Origin of the sequence: Dickeya sp. ws52, from assembly GCF_007210685.1 — a bacterium.
In the GTDB taxonomy this organism is placed as follows: domain Bacteria; phylum Pseudomonadota; class Gammaproteobacteria; order Enterobacterales; family Enterobacteriaceae; genus Dickeya; species Dickeya chrysanthemi.
The window spans coordinates 168,144-185,406 of record NZ_SZVX01000010.1 but is presented as its reverse complement, the minus strand read 5'-3'; the positions used below and the strand labels follow the sequence as shown (position 1 = coordinate 185,406).

9 protein-coding genes and 2 CRISPR repeat arrays (1 of these 11 running past the window's edge) are annotated in these 17,263 nt (G+C 55.1%); of the genes, 8 read left to right on the top strand and 1 reads right to left on the bottom strand.

All coding sequences use genetic code 11. The features are described from left to right. The first annotated feature begins 88 nt into the window (after nucleotides 1-88). Nucleotides 89-508: a secondary thiamine-phosphate synthase enzyme YjbQ gene (locus FDP13_RS11880; RefSeq protein ID WP_012768454.1), complete on the top strand. Its 420-nt coding sequence runs from the start codon at nucleotides 89-91 to the stop codon at nucleotides 506-508. A 44-nt stretch (nucleotides 509-552) separates the two neighbouring features. Here FDP13_RS11880 and FDP13_RS11875 read toward each other — a convergent pair whose 3' ends face one another. Beyond that, on the bottom strand, nucleotides 553-2,097 hold the full coding sequence (locus FDP13_RS11875; protein WP_234424403.1) for a sensor domain-containing diguanylate cyclase: 1,545 nt from the start codon (nucleotides 2,095-2,097) through the stop codon (nucleotides 553-555). Nucleotides 2,098-3,222: 1,125 nt separating this feature from the next. On the opposite strand from FDP13_RS11875, the gene FDP13_RS11870 reads away from it, so the two are divergent. The 7 genes from FDP13_RS11870 to cas6f all read left to right on the top strand — a co-directional run bounded on the left by FDP13_RS11870 (nucleotide 3,223) and on the right by cas6f (nucleotide 15,599). Further along, the gene (locus tag FDP13_RS11870; RefSeq protein ID WP_143839513.1) at nucleotides 3,223-4,905 is read left to right on the top strand and encodes a methyl-accepting chemotaxis protein; all 1,683 of its coding nucleotides are present in this window, start codon (nucleotides 3,223-3,225) and stop codon (nucleotides 4,903-4,905) included. A 397-nt stretch (nucleotides 4,906-5,302) separates the two neighbouring features. Next, nucleotides 5,303-7,131: a CRISPR direct-repeat array (repeat unit 27 nt; unit sequence TTTCTAAGCTGCCTATCCGGCAGTGAA). 297 nt (nucleotides 7,132-7,428) lie between these two features. Continuing rightward, the gene (gene cas1f, locus FDP13_RS11860; RefSeq protein ID WP_143839512.1) at nucleotides 7,429-8,430 is read left to right on the top strand and encodes a type I-F CRISPR-associated endonuclease Cas1f; all 1,002 of its coding nucleotides are present in this window, start codon (nucleotides 7,429-7,431) and stop codon (nucleotides 8,428-8,430) included. Next, nucleotides 8,427-11,726 (top strand): type I-F CRISPR-associated helicase Cas3f, encoded by a 3,300-nt coding sequence (gene cas3f / locus FDP13_RS11855; protein ID WP_143839511.1) that lies wholly within the window; start codon nucleotides 8,427-8,429, stop codon nucleotides 11,724-11,726. The genes cas1f and cas3f overlap by 4 nt, the downstream gene beginning before the upstream one ends. 14 nt (nucleotides 11,727-11,740) lie before the next feature. Continuing rightward, nucleotides 11,741-13,078, top strand: a complete 1,338-nt coding sequence (gene csy1 / locus FDP13_RS11850; RefSeq protein ID WP_143839526.1) for a type I-F CRISPR-associated protein Csy1 — start codon at nucleotides 11,741-11,743, stop codon at nucleotides 13,076-13,078. Continuing rightward, a complete protein-coding gene (gene csy2, locus FDP13_RS11845) occupies nucleotides 13,075-14,016 on the top strand; it encodes a type I-F CRISPR-associated protein Csy2 (protein ID WP_143839510.1) in 942 nt (313 codons plus the stop codon). The genes csy1 and csy2 overlap by 4 nt, the downstream gene beginning before the upstream one ends. 16 nt (nucleotides 14,017-14,032) lie before the next feature. Beyond that, nucleotides 14,033-15,040 (top strand): type I-F CRISPR-associated protein Csy3, encoded by a 1,008-nt coding sequence (gene csy3, locus FDP13_RS11840; RefSeq protein ID WP_143839509.1) that lies wholly within the window; start codon nucleotides 14,033-14,035, stop codon nucleotides 15,038-15,040. A gap of 4 nt (nucleotides 15,041-15,044) precedes the next feature. Beyond that, nucleotides 15,045-15,599 carry a type I-F CRISPR-associated endoribonuclease Cas6/Csy4 gene (gene cas6f / locus FDP13_RS11835; RefSeq protein ID WP_143839508.1) on the top strand — a complete coding sequence of 185 codons (555 nt, stop codon included), beginning with the start codon at nucleotides 15,045-15,047 and terminating at the stop codon, nucleotides 15,597-15,599. Between the two features lie 129 nt (nucleotides 15,600-15,728). Next, a CRISPR array of direct repeats spans nucleotides 15,729-17,263; the repeat unit is 28 nt; unit sequence GTTCACTGCCGAGTAGGCAGCTTAGAAA (it continues 114 nt past the right edge of the window).

The following is a 17,263-nucleotide window of genomic DNA, read 5'->3' as shown; positions in this document are numbered from 1 at the left end:
CAAGACAACCCGGCTGTTTGTCAACAGCCTCAAGCGCGGCGTGCCGCGCTTTTTTATGCCAATGATTCACCACCACAGGAGACGCGAAATGTGGAAACAATACGATATTCGGCTGAAACCCCGTTCCCGCGGTTTTCATTTGATTACTGATGAGGTGCTGGGGCAGGTGACGGATTTGCGTACCGTGAAGGTGGGGCTGCTGCATGTCTTTATCTGCCACACGTCCGCGTCGCTGACGCTCAATGAAAATGCCGATCCGACGGTACGGCAGGATTTCGAAAGCGCGTTTAACCACCTGGTGCCGGAAGACGAGCCTTATTATCGCCATACTTATGAAGGCAGCGACGACATGCCGGCTCATCTGAAAAGCAGCTTGCTGGGCAGCAGCCTGATGTTGCCGGTGCGTAACGGTCGGTTGCACGTCGGCACCTGGCAGGGGATTTATCTGTGCGAGCATCGCAATCACGGCGGTAGCCGATCGCTGGTGGTGACGTTGCAGGGGGAATAAGCAGGGGGATGTCTGTGCGGGTGGCCGACAGCCAGGCGCGATGTTTAATGCTGTACCAGCGATATATCGTCGGAGAGATATTCCACCACGACTTGATTACGCCCGCTGTTTTTCGCTTTGTACAGCGCGTTATCCGCGGTTTTGATCGCAACATCCAGCGTTGATTTTTGCGGGTTAAAGGTGGTTACGCCAACCGAAATCGTGACCTGATGATGCTGTGATCCCGGCATATAAATGGTATTGGCGACATTATTACGCAGCCGTTCTGCTATCACCGTCGCGACATGGATGTCGGCGCCCGGCAGCAGAATTAAAAACTCTTCGCCGCCGATTCGGCAGACCAAATCGGTTTTACGGAAATTTTTACGGATTTGTTGGCTCAGCTTACGGATCACTTCATCACCCATGTCATGACCAAAAGAATCATTGATCACTTTGAAATGGTCGATATCAATAGCGATTACCGAGACTTTTTTATATTCGCCGCGAACCTCTTCCATGCTTTCCAGCATTCCTCGCCGGTTCAACATGCCGGAAAGCGGATCGGTATGGGCTTCGGAACTCAGGCGGCCGATACGTTTGTGCAGCAGCACGGTGCCCATCAGCAATACCCGCTTGAGCTGCTCTACTTCCAGATACCAGGCTTTGACTGAGCGTATTTTGTTAATTACCCCCGGTTGTTCCATACTGCTGGCGGATTTAGCCAACTGGCGCAGCGGTTTGGCGATGTAATAGGTCAAAATGCTGAGCATCATCAATGTCACGATACCCAGCGGCGTACCTTGTTTGAGTACATTGACCATCACGTTATTCAGCGCTTCTTCGATGGAATGAAATGATTGCTGAGTGATAATAATCCAGCCTGATTTTTGCGTACGGATAAATGACGCTGGAGAGGGAATGCGCTGCTCATCCGGCATCATAAAGTCGCCTTTATCCTGGCCGTTAACCGAAGACAACATAGCGGGGTCGCTAAATTTGGTGCCAATTTGTGTGATATCGTGGTGATAAATTATGGTGCCTTCTTTATCAATGACATAAGTATTGAAACTATCATTGCTGAATTGTGTATTCATAAACTCATTCAGAATGCGGCGGTTATTTAAATACAGCGAGCCGCCGATATAGCCAAGATAATTACCCATATCATCGAAAATAGGGTGAGAGACAAAAATAATATAATTACCGCTCAATGAAGTATAGGGGGAGCTGATAATAAATCTTTTTTCTTTTTGTGCAATGAGATGCTGGCTGGAGGTCAATGTGATGCCGGTCAAATTCAGCGACATTGGCGACGCGGCAATGATCTGGCCGGTTGCTGTCACCACCACCATAGAATTAAACGCGTGGCTTAGCTGATGAATACGTTGCAAGTCAGTCTGCAGGGCACGTAAATTACCCGACTGGATATGACTGACGATCAACCTGGCGCTATAAGATAATTGTTCTTCTGAAACAGAAAAAAAATTATCCACGGTCGTGGCGAGTTTGGCCGAATAACTGGCATTGACTTTAGTGGCTTGTTCAACCAGTAGTTTTTTTTGAACGTGATAAAAAGTTAAATAGCTATTCAATAGCGTCACAAACATACTAGAAAGAGAAATGAATAGGATTAAATGCAAAAGATTTATCTGTATCAGTTTTTTTATTCGCATTTAGTTATAGCTACCGGGTGATGACCATTTCTGGTTGCACAAAATGTGCAATTCATTTCTTTTTTCGTTAAGGGTGAACATCAATCCAGCCTTAATAGTTAAGTAGTAGTCAAGGTTTAAAATAGTGTCAACCAAGGGGGTAGGATTTGTGGTCGAAGTAATAAAAAGAAACCCTGTTTTATTGGAGTCAGTCGATATACCCGTCATACTTCAAGTTGCAGGTGCGTTGGCTGCGTTCGTTCACCCGAATCACTTACCTGAGTAAGCTCATCGGGATTCTCTCTCTTGCCGTCTTCCTGCAACTCGAATTATTTTGGGTATATATCCTAAATAATTCACATTCCCGGCAACACGCATTCCCGGCAACACACTGGCGTGTTGAGCAACGCCACGCGTTGCCTCTTCAGGGCTGGCTCACTAAGCGCCTTGTAGCACGGTGATACAGATCTTCCTCAGGTTACCCCCACGTTTAACCGCTATACGGGTCCCATTCCTGCCTGTTTCGCCGCGCCATTAGACATAAAATAAATGTGGCTTTTTGTTGCCATTTCCGATCGATAGCTGCATTTCAATAGAATTTATCTATTTTAAATTATTATTTGAATGTTTTTATCGATAAAACCAAAAAGGTTGATAGAATGACCTGGCCAATAGTTGGTCAGGGAGCAGACCAGAATGTAGCCACTGTCTGCCGGCAAAGACGATATCAAGTCCGATCCTTACACGACTTTTTAAGCTCTTTTTTGACTGTTTTTTCTTACACACTGTGGAAAAGAAATGGGTTTTGTCGCCGGAAAGCGGGGATGAAAAATATTTCGTCGTGATGGCTGGCTGAGGTATTGGCCGGGTTGTTGCCTTTCTTTATATCACGATTAATGACAGTAACGGATGCGATACCGGTTTTAGCCGTAGCTCTGCGTTTTGCCCCTGAGAAGTCATGTAGACCCCAAATCATTCGAGCAGCAGGACAAGGTGACGGCATGTTGAGCCGTACCCCTGCCGCCTGAAACAAGCAGGGACATGACATTGTGTTGTTAACAAAGGAGTGAGGAGCTGAATATGCGTTTATCTGATTGGCGAATCGGGTATCGTCTGGGGGCGGGCTTTGCCGTCCTGGCGGTGATGCTGGTCTTTGTCGGCATGTTATCAATAGCGAAGCTGTCGGGCTTTCATGACGATGCTCGTGACATTGTGCAGAAGATTTATCCCCAAACCGTTGATGCTAATGCGCTGATAGAAGATGTGAATGAAGCCGTCCGAATTTCTCAGCAGTTAATGTTGGTATCGGGCGATGACCGTATCAAGGCGGTATCCGACCAGATTCCCCCGCTTTCAAAAGACATTACCCGGCTGATGGATGCATTGGTAAAACATGCTGATGAATCTCAGGATGCGAAGAGTCAAGCGTTGATCAGCGATATACAGCGTATTCGCGTTCAGTTTCTGGCATCGGGGCAAAAAATCGGCGAGCTGGTAAAAAACCACGACCGGGAAGCGGCGTTGGAGGAATTTAATCAGCATCTGGACCCGACGCAGCGGGAGTATCGTAATGCGGTGCGCCGGTTGGTGGATTACCATAACAAGGCCATGTTAGGTACCATTGATACCATGTCGTCCACGTATCACGACATCCGGCTGGTGTTGCTGATGATTCTGGGCGGCGGCGTGTTGTTGAGTATCTGGGTGGCAACGGCGATCACCCGCAGCGTTACCCAGCCGATTCAGCAAGCCTTGGTGATGGCGGATCGCGTCTCGCAGGGCGACCTTTCCTCACACATTTCCTCACACCGCAAAGATGAAGCGGGGCGGCTGTTGCAGGCGCTGGATCACATGAACGCCAGCCTGCGCCAAATCGTCGGGCAGGTACGCGACGGTGCCGAGGCCATCTCCTCCGCCGCTTCACAAATCGCCGCCGGCAATCAGGATCTCTCTTCCCGTACTGAAGAACAGGCCAGCTCGTTGGAACAAACGGCGGCATCAATGGAAGAGTTGGTTTCGACGATTAAAAACACCGCAGACAACACCCGGCAGGCAACGTCGATCGCCAATCAGGCATCGTCGGCGGCGCATCGCAGCGGTGAAGTGATGCTGTCCGTCACCAGTAAAATGCGCGGCATTCGCGAATCTTCGATGCGGATGGCGGAAATTATCGGCGTCATCGACGGTATTGCTTTCCAGACTAATATTCTGGCGTTGAACGCCGCGGTGGAAGCCGCGCGCGCAGGCGAGCAAGGGCGTGGGTTTGCGGTGGTGGCGGGCGAAGTCCGTTCGCTGGCGCAGCGCAGCGCCACCGCCGCCAAAGAGATCAAAGAACTGATCGATGATTCGGTGGATAAGATTCAGGAAGGAATGGACCTGGTGGATAGCGCCGAATCCACCATGAATAACCTGACCAACCACGTTAATGATGTGCATGGCATCATCAACGAGATCTCGCAGGCCAGCCATGAGCAGAGCGACGGCATCAGCCAGATCAACATCGCCGTCGGGCAGATCGACACCACCACCCAGCAGAATGCCGCGCTGGTGGAAGAATCGGCCTCTGCCGCGTTGTCGTTGCAGTCTCAGGCCGCGCAACTGGCCGAAGCGGTCAGCGCGTTTCGCCTGGCGTCGCAAGGTAACAGCAGCGCAACGTCGCCAGCCCGTCAGTCAGCGGTGCTATCCCCGGCGCTGCCGGTTCGCCCGGCCGCGACTGAAAGGCGGGCCGCCGCCATCGGCAATAGCGACTGGACGTCGTTCTGACAGGATATCCCCGAAGCGGGGAAAGCGCTGTTGAATTAAGGGCGTAGTGTATAGGGTGGTGTGGTGGAGGGTTTCGTGCGTGATTAACTGCATGGTTTCTTTGCTGCTTTATCGCACGCACGACAAGGAGAGGTGCAAGCGCCACCTCTCCTTGACCTCTGGCTGGGTGGCTAAACTACGCCGCTAACGCGGTGCCTTCGGCGTTCGCCTTCGCTGCTCGGACCGCCTGTGACGTGGTTACTCGCCCCATCCCTGGGGCTCGCCCTGCGGGCCAGCGTAAACGCTGTTCAAAAACGCTCCCGGCGTTTTTGTCCAACACGGCACAGGCTTTCGCGGCGTCCTGCCGCTCATCCGGCGAAGTCGCCCACCTCAGCGTAGTTTTAACGCCAGTAAACCCGTCAACCGCTGCCTATCCGGCAGTGAACCAGCAGTCGATTAATGGGTTTCATTAATTCGGTTTCTAAGCTGCCTATCCGGCAGTGAACAACAGAAACTCACGCAGATCACGACTGCCATCTTTCTAAGCTGCCTATCCGGCAGTGAACGTGCGGGTGGAGCGTCTGAACAGCATCAGTGACTTCTAAGCTGCCTATCCGGCAGTGAACCAGGTAAATGTCTACCGGCCTGTTATCAGCCACTTCTAAGCTGCCTATCCGGCAGTGAACCCGGGTCATCACTCTGCCAGGCTTTCAAATCCTTTCTAAGCTGCCTATCCGGCAGTGAACCACATAGCGATGAATCACAACCCGGTCGCAATTTTCTAAGCTGCCTATCCGGCAGTGAACTCCTCTTCAACGTCAACGGCCTGGGCTGAAGCTTTCTAAGCTGCCTATCCGGCAGTGAACTACGCTACCCGTTTATAAATTTTGTCCGCAAATTTCTAAGCTGCCTATCCGGCAGTGAACGATTGCGAGCTTTGGGCGGGGTGGAACTGGGATTTCTAAGCTGCCTATCCGGCAGTGAACGGGCCACGATTGCGCGCGCCGGGGTGGTATTTTTTCTAAGCTGCCTATCCGGCAGTGAACCCGTGAGGCGACGGAGAAACCGGTAGAGCGCTTTTCTAAGCTGCCTATCCGGCAGTGAACCCTGGCGATAGCGAATGCGCGGGAGAATATGCTTTCTAAGCTGCCTATCCGGCAGTGAACCAATACGACTCATTGTATCAGGAGCTACATCATTTCTAAGCTGCCTATCCGGCAGTGAACCATAAAAATAGCGATGAAAGAGTGGCAAGATATTTCTAAGCTGCCTATCCGGCAGTGAACTTTATCCTAAATGGATGACACCGGCAGATAATTTTCTAAGCTGCCTATCCGGCAGTGAACTACAGGAAAAAACGAAGTCCGGTTCCGTGCGTTTTCTAAGCTGCCTATCCGGCAGTGAACTGCAAGCTATGATGGGGGCAACTATCTAATAATTTCTAAGCTGCCTATCCGGCAGTGAACGCATCTGGCGAACCGGTCCGATACGTTCAATATTTCTAAGCTGCCTATCCGGCAGTGAACGGTAGGTCATCCGAGCAAACTGGGGTGACTCTTTTCTAAGCTGCCTATCCGGCAGTGAACGGTAGATGAGGCGCGCAACACTTCAACCTCTCTTTCTAAGCTGCCTATCCGGCAGTGAACGTTGGTTGCGGATGTGATGACCGGTGCAGCGTTTTCTAAGCTGCCTATCCGGCAGTGAACATTGGCGCTGGGGGTAGTGCGGCGCTCATCCATTTCTAAGCTGCCTATCCGGCAGTGAACTAGAGGCATTGAAATATCAAGAAACCGGTGACGTTTCTAAGCTGCCTATCCGGCAGTGAATGCCGCGCAGGTCGAGGGAGCCGCCGACACTGATTTCTAAGCTGCCTATCCGGCAGTGAATGAGTTTGCGAGGCACATGAGCACACCTGAGCATTTCTAAGCTGCCTATCCGGCAGTGAATGCGGCGGTTTAATCATATTACGCATATTCTGTTTTCTAAGCTGCCTATCCGGCAGTGAATGACAAAATCAACTGGGATAATCCGCCGATGTGTTTCTAAGCTGCCTATCCGGCAGTGAATTTACCGTTCATGTCGATGGCATTGCAGCGTCGTTTCTAAGCTGCCTATCCGGCAGTGAATCCGCATTGTTGCGAATATTTTCAGCCGGCCAAGTTTCTAAGCTGCCTATCCGGCAGTGAATCCGGGTGGTTACGCCGATGCGGCGCAGTGGCTTTTCTAAGCTGCCTATCCGGCAGTGAATCGTAGCCTGTTGACTCTAACCCGTTGTATTTCAGCTCGCAATTGTCGATTTTCGCCGTCAGACCCTTTTTTTTCGGCTATCGGTAACTGATTGATTTTTAAGTATCGAAAATAGCGGCTGAAAAAAGGGTATAAAAATAAGAAAAGTATTTTGGGCGTCATTCACTTTCCTGCTTGGGTTGTGATAGGTTAATTCTCGTTACTTTCCAGTGTATTACGTGTTTTCCAATCAATTATTAGCCTGCGTGTTATTACGCGGGTGGGTTTGCTTTATCACGACAACAGAGAAACGGTTTTATGGATAACGTATTCAGCCCGTCGGATTTAAAAACCATTCTGCATTCCAAACGCGCCAATATTTATTACCTCCAGCATTGCCGTATTTTGGTCAATGGCGGACGGGTGGAATATGTCACCGAAGAGGGGAATCAGTCGTTGTACTGGAATATCCCGATTGCCAATACCAGCGTGGTGATGCTCGGCACCGGCACTTCGGTCACGCAGGCGGCGATGCGGGAATTTGCCCGCGCCGGGGTGATGGTCGGGTTTTGTGGTGGTGGCGGTACGCCGCTGTTCGCCGCCAATGAGGCTGAAGTGGCGGTGTCATGGCTGTCGCCGCAGAGCGAATACCGCCCCACCGGCTATTTGCAGGATTGGGTCAGCTTCTGGTTTAACGAAGAGCAGCGGCTGGCGGCGGCGGTTGCCTTTCAGCAGGTGCGCATCGGCCAGATTCGCCAGCACTGGCTGGGCGGGCGGCTGGCGCGCGAGTCGCGTTTCGCCATCAAACCCGAACATGTGGAAGCACTGCTTAACTGCTATCAGCAGGGGCTGACGGCGTGTCGCACCAGTAACGATGTGCTGGTGCAGGAAGCGATGATGACCAAAGCGCTGTACCGGTTGGCGGCCAACGCGGTGAGTTACGGTGATTTTACCCGCGCCAAACGCGGCGGCGGCACCGACATGGCGAACCGTTTTCTCGACCACGGCAACTATCTGGCTTACGGGCTGGCGGCGGTGGCGCTGTGGGTGTTGGGATTGCCGCACGGGCTGGCGGTGCTGCACGGCAAAACCCGCCGTGGCGGGCTGGTGTTCGATGTGGCGGACCTGATTAAAGACGCGCTGATTCTGCCGCAGGCGTTTATCGCCGCGATGGAAGGGGAAGACGAGCAGGAATTTCGCCAGCGCTGCCTGACGTCGTTTCGTCAGGCCGAGGCGCTGGACGTGATGATCGACAGCCTGCAACAGGTGGCGCAGCAATTAAGCCAGGTGGCGAAAACCGGGAGTCAGGGGGCGCAATGAACATCCTGCTGATTTCCGAATGCAACAAACGGGCGCTGGTGGAAACCCGCCGGGTGCTGGACCAGTTCGCCGAGCGCAAAGGGGAACGCACCTGGCAGACCGCCATCACCGAAGAGGGGCTGAAAACACTGCGCCAGTTGCTGCGCAAAACCGCGCGGCGCAACACGGCGGTGGCCTGCCACTGGATTCGCAGCGCCAATCACACCGAATTGCTGTGGATTGTCGGCAACCTGCGGCGTTTCAACCCGCAAGGCAGCGTGCCCACCAACCGCACCGAGCGCGATATTCTGCGCAGCCAGGATGAAAATCCGTGGCACAGCGCCGAAGCCTTCAGCCTGCTGGCGGCGATTGCCGGGCTGTTTCACGACATCGGCAAGGCCAATGCGCTGTTTCAGGCCGGGTTGCGGGGCAAGGGGCCGCGCAGCCAGCCGCTTCGCCATGAATGGGTGTCGTTGCGGCTGTTTCAGGCGTTTGTCGGCGAGCGGGACGATACCGGCTGGCTGACGGCGCTGGCCGCCATCAGCCCGGAGGAGGAAGCGGCGTTGCTGGCGCGCTTGCAGCAGGATGCGAAAATCCCCAAATCCTCGCCGTTTAACAGCCTGCCGCCGCTGGCGCAGGTGGTGGGCTGGCTGATTGTTTCCCACCACCGCTTGCCGATGTTTTGGGATGACAAGAGCGGCAATCCCAGCCCTGATCTCTCCTATATTGATGCATGGCTGACCGGGCTGGTATCGCCCTGTTGGAATGCCGTTAATCACCTGCGCCCGGATATCAGCGCGCAGGAATGGCGACAGGTGTGGCAATTCCCGGACGGCACGCCGCTGCAAAGCCGCGTCTGGTGTGAAAAGGCGCGCAAGTTCGCTGCCCGTGCGCTGAAGTTACCCTCGTTGATGACCTTCGGCCAACTGGAGCAACGGCTGACGGTGCATCTGGCGCGGCTGTCGCTGATGCTGGCAGACCACCATTACTCCTCTTCCGATGCCACCTCCGGCTGGCAAGACCCTGGTTATACCGTGTGGGCTAATACCGATAGAAAGACCGGCAAGCTCAAACAGCAACTGGATGAGCACTGCGTCGGCGTGGCGCAGAATGCGCTGCTGCTTGGGCGTAGCCTGCCGCACCTGCGCGATACGCTGCCGGCCATCACCCGGCACAAAGGCTTTCGCCAGCGCAGCACCGATGCGCGTTTCCGCTGGCAGGATAAAGCGTTTGACAAGGTCTGTGCGATACGTGAGCAGGCGGCTCGCCACGGTTTCTTTGGCGTCAACATGGCGTCTACCGGGCGCGGCAAGACGCTGGCGAATGCCCGCATTATGTACGCGCTGGCAGAAGAATCCGTCGGGTGCCGCTTTTCGGTAGCGCTTGGCCTGCGCACCCTGACGCTGCAAACCGGCGACGCCCTGCGCCAGCGCCTGACGCTGGATGAAGACGACCTGGCGGTGTTGATTGGCTCGCAGGCGGTGCAGGAACTGCATGAGCTACGCCAGCAGGAGCAGGAAACGCGTGTAGTGCAAACCGGCAGCGAATCGGCTGAGTCGCTGTTTAGCGAGCATCAGTACGTCAGTTACGACGGCTCACTGGATGACGGTCGGCTGAAAACCTGGCTGGAAAAATCGCCGACGCTGCATCAACTGCTGAGTGCGCCGGTGCTGGTCACCACTATCGACCACCTGATGCCCGCTACCGAAAGCCTGCGCGGCGGCCATCAGATTGCGCCGATGCTGCGGCTACTCACCTCGGATTTAGTGCTGGACGAGCCGGATGATTTTGGGCTGGAAGACCTGCCCGCGCTGTGTCGGCTGGTGAACTGGGCGGGGATGCTTGGCTCACGGGTATTACTGTCATCCGCCACGCTGCCGCCGGCGTTGATCCGCGCGCTGTTCGAAGCCTACCTGAAAGGCCGCGAAGCCTGGCAGCAGGCTTACGGTGAACCGGGTACGACGCTGAGTATTTGCTGCGGCTGGTTTGATGAATTCGACAGCCAGTGCCATCAGCTTGCTGATACCCGCGCTTTTGCCGATCAGCATCAGGCGTTTGTCGCCGGGCGTATCGACAAGCTGCAACAGCAGGAGCAGCGGCTGCGCTGGGCGGAAATTGAACCGGTGGCAAGCCCAACGCGAGAAGCGAGCGCGGTGTGCCGGGCGGTGGCGCAAACCCTGCACCAGCGGCTGTTTGCGCTGCACCGGGAACATCACCAGACGCATTCCGGCGGCAAAACCGTGTCGCTGGGGTTGATTCGCATGGCAAACATCAACCCGCTGGTGGCAGTAGCGCGTGCGCTGATGGAGATGCCTTCCCCGCCGGATTACTGCGTGCATTACTGCGTTTATCACAGCCAGCACCCGCTGGCGATGCGCTCCCACATCGAAGCGCGGCTGGATGCGGCACTGATGCGCAAAGACCCAGAGGCACTGTGGCAGGTGGCGGAAATTCGTGACGCCATCGCACAGCGGCCGCAGCAGCATCACCTGTTTGTGGTGCTGGCCACCTCGGTGGCGGAAGTCGGCCGTGACCACGATTATGACTGGGCTATCGCCGAACCCAGCTCGATGCGTTCTTTTATTCAGTTAGCCGGGCGTATTCTGCGCCACCGTCAGCGTGACGAGTATGTGCCGACCTCACCCAATTTTTATCTGCTAAGCCACAATGTGCGGGCGCTGCGTAATGGTCCGGCTGGTGATAAGCAAACGATTGCGTTTTGTCGCCCCGGTTTTGAATCGGAGGGCGGCTTCACACTTGCCAGTCACGACCTGCGGGAGATCCTCAAACCGGAGGACTACCAGAACATCAGCGCTGCGCCGCGAATTCAACAGCCAGCGGTGCTGAAAGAACCGTTTACGTTGATTTCTCTGGAACATGCGGCGCTGGCAACAAAACTGTTTGGGCCGAAAAACGCACCGTTTTCACAGGCAACCGCCGTGCTGTGGTGGCGCGAATCGTTGCATTGGAACGGCGAACTGCAGCGGCACACGCCGTTTCGCCGCTCAGACCCGCAGCAGCGTTACTGGCTGCGATTGGAAGACGAAGGCGACGATCCGGTCTTTATGTTGCAGGACGACGGCCCCAGCGGCTGGAAAAAAATCGATGAGATTCGCTCAGTACAACAGGAGATGGCCAATGGCGTCAGCCTCTGGGTAGAGATGGATTACACCGCGCTTTATCTGCAACTGGCCGAGGAAAAACAATGGGAACTCGCCAGAGTCAGCGATCGCTTTGGTGAAATCAGCATCAGCACCCGCGACAACCGGGTGTGGTGCTGGCATGAGTGGCTCGGGGTGTTTGGGGAACAATCATGATGACAGGAGGAGGCATGGAAGAGAGTGAATTAACGCAGTTCATTGTCAGTTATATCGAAACCCGAAAGCAGGCCAAGCTGGATGCTTTCGATAAAGCCGCCGATAAGCAGCGGGCGGCGTTAAGCGGTGAGGCGCTGGCCGCAGCGGAAGTGGCGCTTTTGCAGCAGCGGCGCGAGATAGAGCAGGCTTACGAGGTGCGCACCTGGCTGACGGATGCCGCCAGCCGCGCCGGGCAGATTAGCCTGGTGACCCACGCGCTGAAATTCACCCACAGCGATGCTAAAGGCAGCAGTGTGTTCAGCACTGAGCCTGCAACGTCTACGGATGTGCTCTCTACCGCGTCGCTGGCGCAACCAGCGATTGATGCGGTCGGCAACGCCGCGGCGCTGGATGTGGCCAAACTGCTGCAAACCGAGTATCAGGGTGATTCGCTGGTGGCGGCGCTACAGCGGGGCGACCACCGCTCACTGGAAGCGCTGGCGGAAAACACAGAGCAGCTTGCACAGTGGCTGGCTGGGTTTAAGCAAGTGTTGAGCGATAAACAACCCAGCTCCCACAAGCTGGCAAAGCAGATCTATTTCCCGGTGGGAGAGGAGGAATACCATCTGTTGAGTCCGCTTTATTCCTCTTCACTGTCGCAGGCGCTGGACCAACGCCTGAACGCGGTGCGCTTCGGCGAGCAGGCCAAAGCCATCCGCGAGGCCCGGCAGCAGAAGCGCTGGCACGATGAGATTTATGTCAGCTACCCCGGTATTGCAGTGCAGAATATGGGCGGCACCAAGCCGCAAAATATTTCCGCGCTTAATTCTGCCCGCAGTGGTCGCTCCTATCTGCTCAGCAGCGCGCCGTCACAGTGGCTCAGCCAAATCAAACTGCCGCTGGAGCATGACACCATCTTCCGTGAACGGGGTGAGGTGGATGCACTGACCTACACTGCGCGCCGGGAGCTGCAGCAATTCCTGCTCAGCGTCAAAGAGGTGGAAAACAACCGTGAGATTCGCAACCAGCGCAGGCGTTACCTCGACCGGTTGATCAACGCCCTATTTGACTATGTCGCCACGGTACAAAACCTGGGCAAGGCGGGCTGGAGCAAGGATTCCCGCCTGAATGTTCCCCTGCAATTGTGGCTTGACCCAAGGCGCTGTCGGCATGATGACGCTTTTCGCTATGCACGCGACGGCGGGGACTGGAAGGAACAGGTCGCCCATGAATTTGGCCAATGGCTGAATGCGCGATTGCGCCACGATAAACTGATTTTCGGCGAGGTGGAGCGCCGAGAGTGGTCAACCGCCGCGCTGTTTAAGCAGCGGTTGCGGGAAACCGAACGCGCGCTGAAGGAGGAGCTGGCATGAGCAGCCTGATGATTTTGCGGCGTATTCAGGTGGAAAACGCCAACGCCATTGCCGGGCACACCTACGGTTTTCCCGCCATCAGCCATTTTCTCGGCTTTACCCATGCGTTGTCGCGCCAGTTGCAGGCATCCCACGGTTTGCGGCTGGAAGGCTGCGGTGTGGTGTGCCATCAGCATCAGGTTCATGCTTACGGCAACGGCTGGAACCGCAGCTTTGCGCTGACGCGTAACCCGCTGACCAAAGAGGAAAAAACAGCCGCTTTTAACGAAGAGGGGCGAATGCACCTCACCGTGTCGCTGCTTATCGAATGCCACGGCATGTTGCCCGGTGAAGACGGGCGTGAGGCGCTTCGCCAGCAAGTGCAGCAACAGGTACAACAGCAGCGACTGGCGGGTGGGCTGATTGTGGATATCGAACAGGTGAGCTTCCACGACATCCCCGCCAATGGCGCAGACACCCGCAGCCTGATGCGCCGTTTACTGCCGGGCTTTGTGCTGCTGGACTGCACCTCGCTGTTGCCGTCGCATCTTGAAACCCTGCAACAGACCAACCCGCAGGCCGACATGCTGGACGCCTGGCTCGATTTCGCCGCCCTGAAATATCAGGCGGTGCGATCTTCTGATGATGCGGTGAGCTGGCAACCGCTGCCCAAGCCTGACAGAGGTTATCTGGTGCCGCTGATGACCGGCTACCGCGCCATTTCGCCGTTGTACAACCCCGGCGAGGTGGAGAAAACCCGCGACCCGTCCACCCCGTTCTGTTTTGCCGAAGCCATTTACGGCGTTGGCGAGTGGCGTGGCGCACACCGCATTGACGACATCAACCACATCTTTTGGCGTTATCACTATCAACACGGCACTTACCGCTGCCTGCAAACCGTCAACGACGCAGGCAGCGCAGCAGATGATGATTACCCAGAACTTGAATTCAACTACTGAGACAAGGATTGAAACCATGGCAAAAGCAGCAACCACGTTGAAAACCGCATCGGTACTGGCGTTTGAGCGCAAACTGGCGAATTCCGATGCGCTGATGCTGGCGGGCAACTGGCAGCAGGATAACTGGCAGCCGGTGGTGATTCAGGAAAAATCGATACGCGGCACCATCTCCAACCGGTTAAAAAACGCCATCAGCAGTGACCCGGCTAAACTGGATGCCGAAATTCAAAAACCCAACCTGCAAACGGTGGATGTAGCGGCGCTGCCGTTTGATGCCGACACGCTGAAAGTGGCCTTCACCCTGCGGGTGCTGGGTAATCTGGCGCTGCCGTCGGTCTGTAACGATCAGGATTACCAACAGGCGTTGACGGAACTGATTAACGGTTACGCCCGCGAGCAGGGCTTTGGCGTGCTGGCCGCGCGTTACGCCGAGAATATCGCCAGTGGTCGCTTTTTGTGGCGCAACCGTATCGGCGCAGAAGCGGTGCAGGTGGTAGTGAGGCACGACGATAAGCGCTGGGAATTTAACGGCGAAGACTACTCGCTGCGCCAGTTTAGCCAACCTTCAGACGCACTGGCCGAACTGGCCCACGCCATTGAACAGGCGCTGGCGGGCAGTGATTCGGCGTTTTTCCGCGTGGAAGCGCAGGTGAAACTGGGCAATGGGCAGGAGGTGTTCCCGTCGCAGGAACTGGTGCTGGATGAGCGTGCTCGCAACGGCAAGAGCAAAATTCTGTATCAGGTTAACGGTGTGGCGGCGATGCACTCGCAGAAAATCGGCAATGCGTTGCGCACGGTGGATGACTGGCACCCGGAAGCGGCGGAAACCGGGCCGATTGCGGTTGAACCCTATGGCTCCGTCACCAGCCGTGGCCGTGCGTATCGCCAGCCGAAAGACAAGATGGATTTTTACACCCTGCTGGATAACTGGGTGATCAAGGGCAACGTGCCGGAGGTGGCGCAGCAGCACTACGTGATCGCCACACTGATTCGCGGCGGGGTGTTTGGCGAGAAAGGCGAGTAACCCTATGGACCACTATATCGAGATTCGGGTGTTGCCTGACCTGGAGTTCAGCGCGGTGCAGTTGCTGAGCGCGCTGTTCGCCAAGCTGCACCGGGCGTTGGGGCAGCGTGCGACCGGCGATATTGGCGTGAGCTTTCCGGATGTGGGCAAAACGCTGGGGGAGCGGCTGCGGTTGCACGGCAGCGTGCAGGCGCTGGCGGCGCTGGAACAAACCGGCTGGCGCACAGGGCTGCGCGACTATAGCACCATCACCGATGCACTGCCGGTGCCAGCGGGTGCGCAGTACCGCACCGTGCGCCGGGTGCAGGTAAAAAGCAGCGCCGAGCGCCTGCGCCGCCGGGCGGTGAGTAAAGGCCGAATGACTGAGGATGAAGCCGATGCCCGCATTCCCTATGCGGTGGAAAAACGCACCTCGCTGCCATATCTGCCGCTGCGCAGCCTTTCCAGCGGACAACCGTTTTTACTGTTTGTCGAACACGGCCCGCTGCAGGACAAACCGGTCGCCGGTACATTCTCCAGCTACGGCTTAAGCGCCATCGCCACCATCCCGTGGTTTTGACCCTTTTTTTGCGGCCAGCGTTAACGTATTGATTTTTAATACCGCAATCTGGCCGCCAGAAAAAAGGGTTTTTCCGGGAAAACGGCGATTTATCTTTAACAATCAGGTAATAAGAGATTATTCGCTACAGTTCACTGCCGAGTAGGCAGCTTAGAAAAAGAACATGCCGCTGAGTGAGTTCGCGCCATTGTTCACTGCCGAGTAGGCAGCTTAGAAATCAATAGTTAAACTCAAGTTCTTCACCTGAATGTTCACTGCCGAGTAGGCAGCTTAGAAAATCGCCGGACGCGGCAAACGGCACCCGGAGAAGTTCACTGCCGAGTAGGCAGCTTAGAAAAGATGGCGCAACCGTAGCGATAGACACGCACAGTTCACTGCCGAGTAGGCAGCTTAGAAAACTGTTAACGGCGGTTTCAAACGACGTTAGCGGTTCACTGCCGAGTAGGCAGCTTAGAAATCCGCGTGTTTGTAATCGATGAAATCCATATGGTTCACTGCCGAGTAGGCAGCTTAGAAAAAGTACCCGGCCAAAGCCAAAGAAGTCCGCACGTTCACTGCCGAGTAGGCAGCTTAGAAAAGAACGTGGCTGTAACCCGCCGCGCAGCTCTCGTTCACTGCCGAGTAGGCAGCTTAGAAAATGCAAATTGCGGCGTCAGGTCATAATAATTTGTTCACTGCCGAGTAGGCAGCTTAGAAAAATCGATAGACGACGCAATGACGTTATAGACCGTTCACTGCCGAGTAGGCAGCTTAGAAACTGCTGACGCAGTGCGGCGTCCCCTCGCAGGCGTTCACTGCCGAGTAGGCAGCTTAGAAATGGATGCTCGCGGACCGTGGAAAACGGGGATAAGTTCACTGCCGAGTAGGCAGCTTAGAAATCCTGCTTCTGCTTGAGCTGCTGATACTCGCAGTTCACTGCCGAGTAGGCAGCTTAGAAATTATGCCGGGCAAGTCCTGGAGCGATCCCCAGGTTCACTGCCGAGTAGGCAGCTTAGAAAAGAGTTGGTGAGCCTACCCACGTGCCGGTCTTGTTCACTGCCGAGTAGGCAGCTTAGAAAGAGGGAAAGCCTTAATTTCAGAATACAAATTCGTTCACTGCCGAGTAGGCAGCTTAGAAAGCGACGCGGGAACGTTAAACCCTAAATCCAAAGTTCACTGCCGAGTAGGCAGCTTAGAAAGATTGAACGTCTGTCATTGCTATCTTCAGTATGTTCACTGCCGAGTAGGCAGCTTAGAAATCTAGGGAAAATACAGTGCGTAAGCATTCCATGTTCACTGCCGAGTAGGCAGCTTAGAAACAGGTGCTGTTTAACCGTTTGCAGATACGCATGTTCACTGCCGAGTAGGCAGCTTAGAAACGGCTCACTGGCTGGGTCTCGTGTGGATATGTGTTCACTGCCGAGTAGGCAGCTTAGAAAGGTTAGCGGAGTGAGGCTCGACGACTGCCCGAGTTCACTGCCGAGTAGGCAGCTTAGAAAACAGAACATACCGAAATGCCGGTCAAAATGTGGTTCACTGCCGAGTAGGCAGCTTAGAAAAGGGTAAATGCTGGTCTAACTCAAACGGAAGCGTTCACTGCCGAGTAGGCAGCTTAGAAATGGCCGGAAGGGCTAAATGAAGCCGTCACGGCGTTCACTGCCGAGTAGGCAGCTTAGAAAATTGTT

Bases quoted from the DNA above. Each gene is read 5' to 3' on its own strand.
- FDP13_RS11880 (WP_012768454.1), top strand. From the start codon at position 89: ATGTGGAAACAATACGATATTCGGCTGAAACCCCGTTCCCGCGGTTTT.
- FDP13_RS11875 (WP_234424403.1), bottom strand. From the start codon at position 2,097: ATGTTTGTGACGCTATTGAATAGCTATTTAACTTTTTATCACGTTCAA.
- FDP13_RS11870 (WP_143839513.1), top strand. From the start codon at position 3,223: ATGCGTTTATCTGATTGGCGAATCGGGTATCGTCTGGGGGCGGGCTTT.
- cas1f (WP_143839512.1), top strand. From the start codon at position 7,429: ATGGATAACGTATTCAGCCCGTCGGATTTAAAAACCATTCTGCATTCC.
- cas3f (WP_143839511.1), top strand. From the start codon at position 8,427: ATGAACATCCTGCTGATTTCCGAATGCAACAAACGGGCGCTGGTGGAA.
- csy1 (WP_143839526.1), top strand. From the start codon at position 11,741: ATGGAAGAGAGTGAATTAACGCAGTTCATTGTCAGTTATATCGAAACC.
- csy2 (WP_143839510.1), top strand. From the start codon at position 13,075: ATGAGCAGCCTGATGATTTTGCGGCGTATTCAGGTGGAAAACGCCAAC.
- csy3 (WP_143839509.1), top strand. From the start codon at position 14,033: ATGGCAAAAGCAGCAACCACGTTGAAAACCGCATCGGTACTGGCGTTT.
- cas6f (WP_143839508.1), top strand. From the start codon at position 15,045: ATGGACCACTATATCGAGATTCGGGTGTTGCCTGACCTGGAGTTCAGC.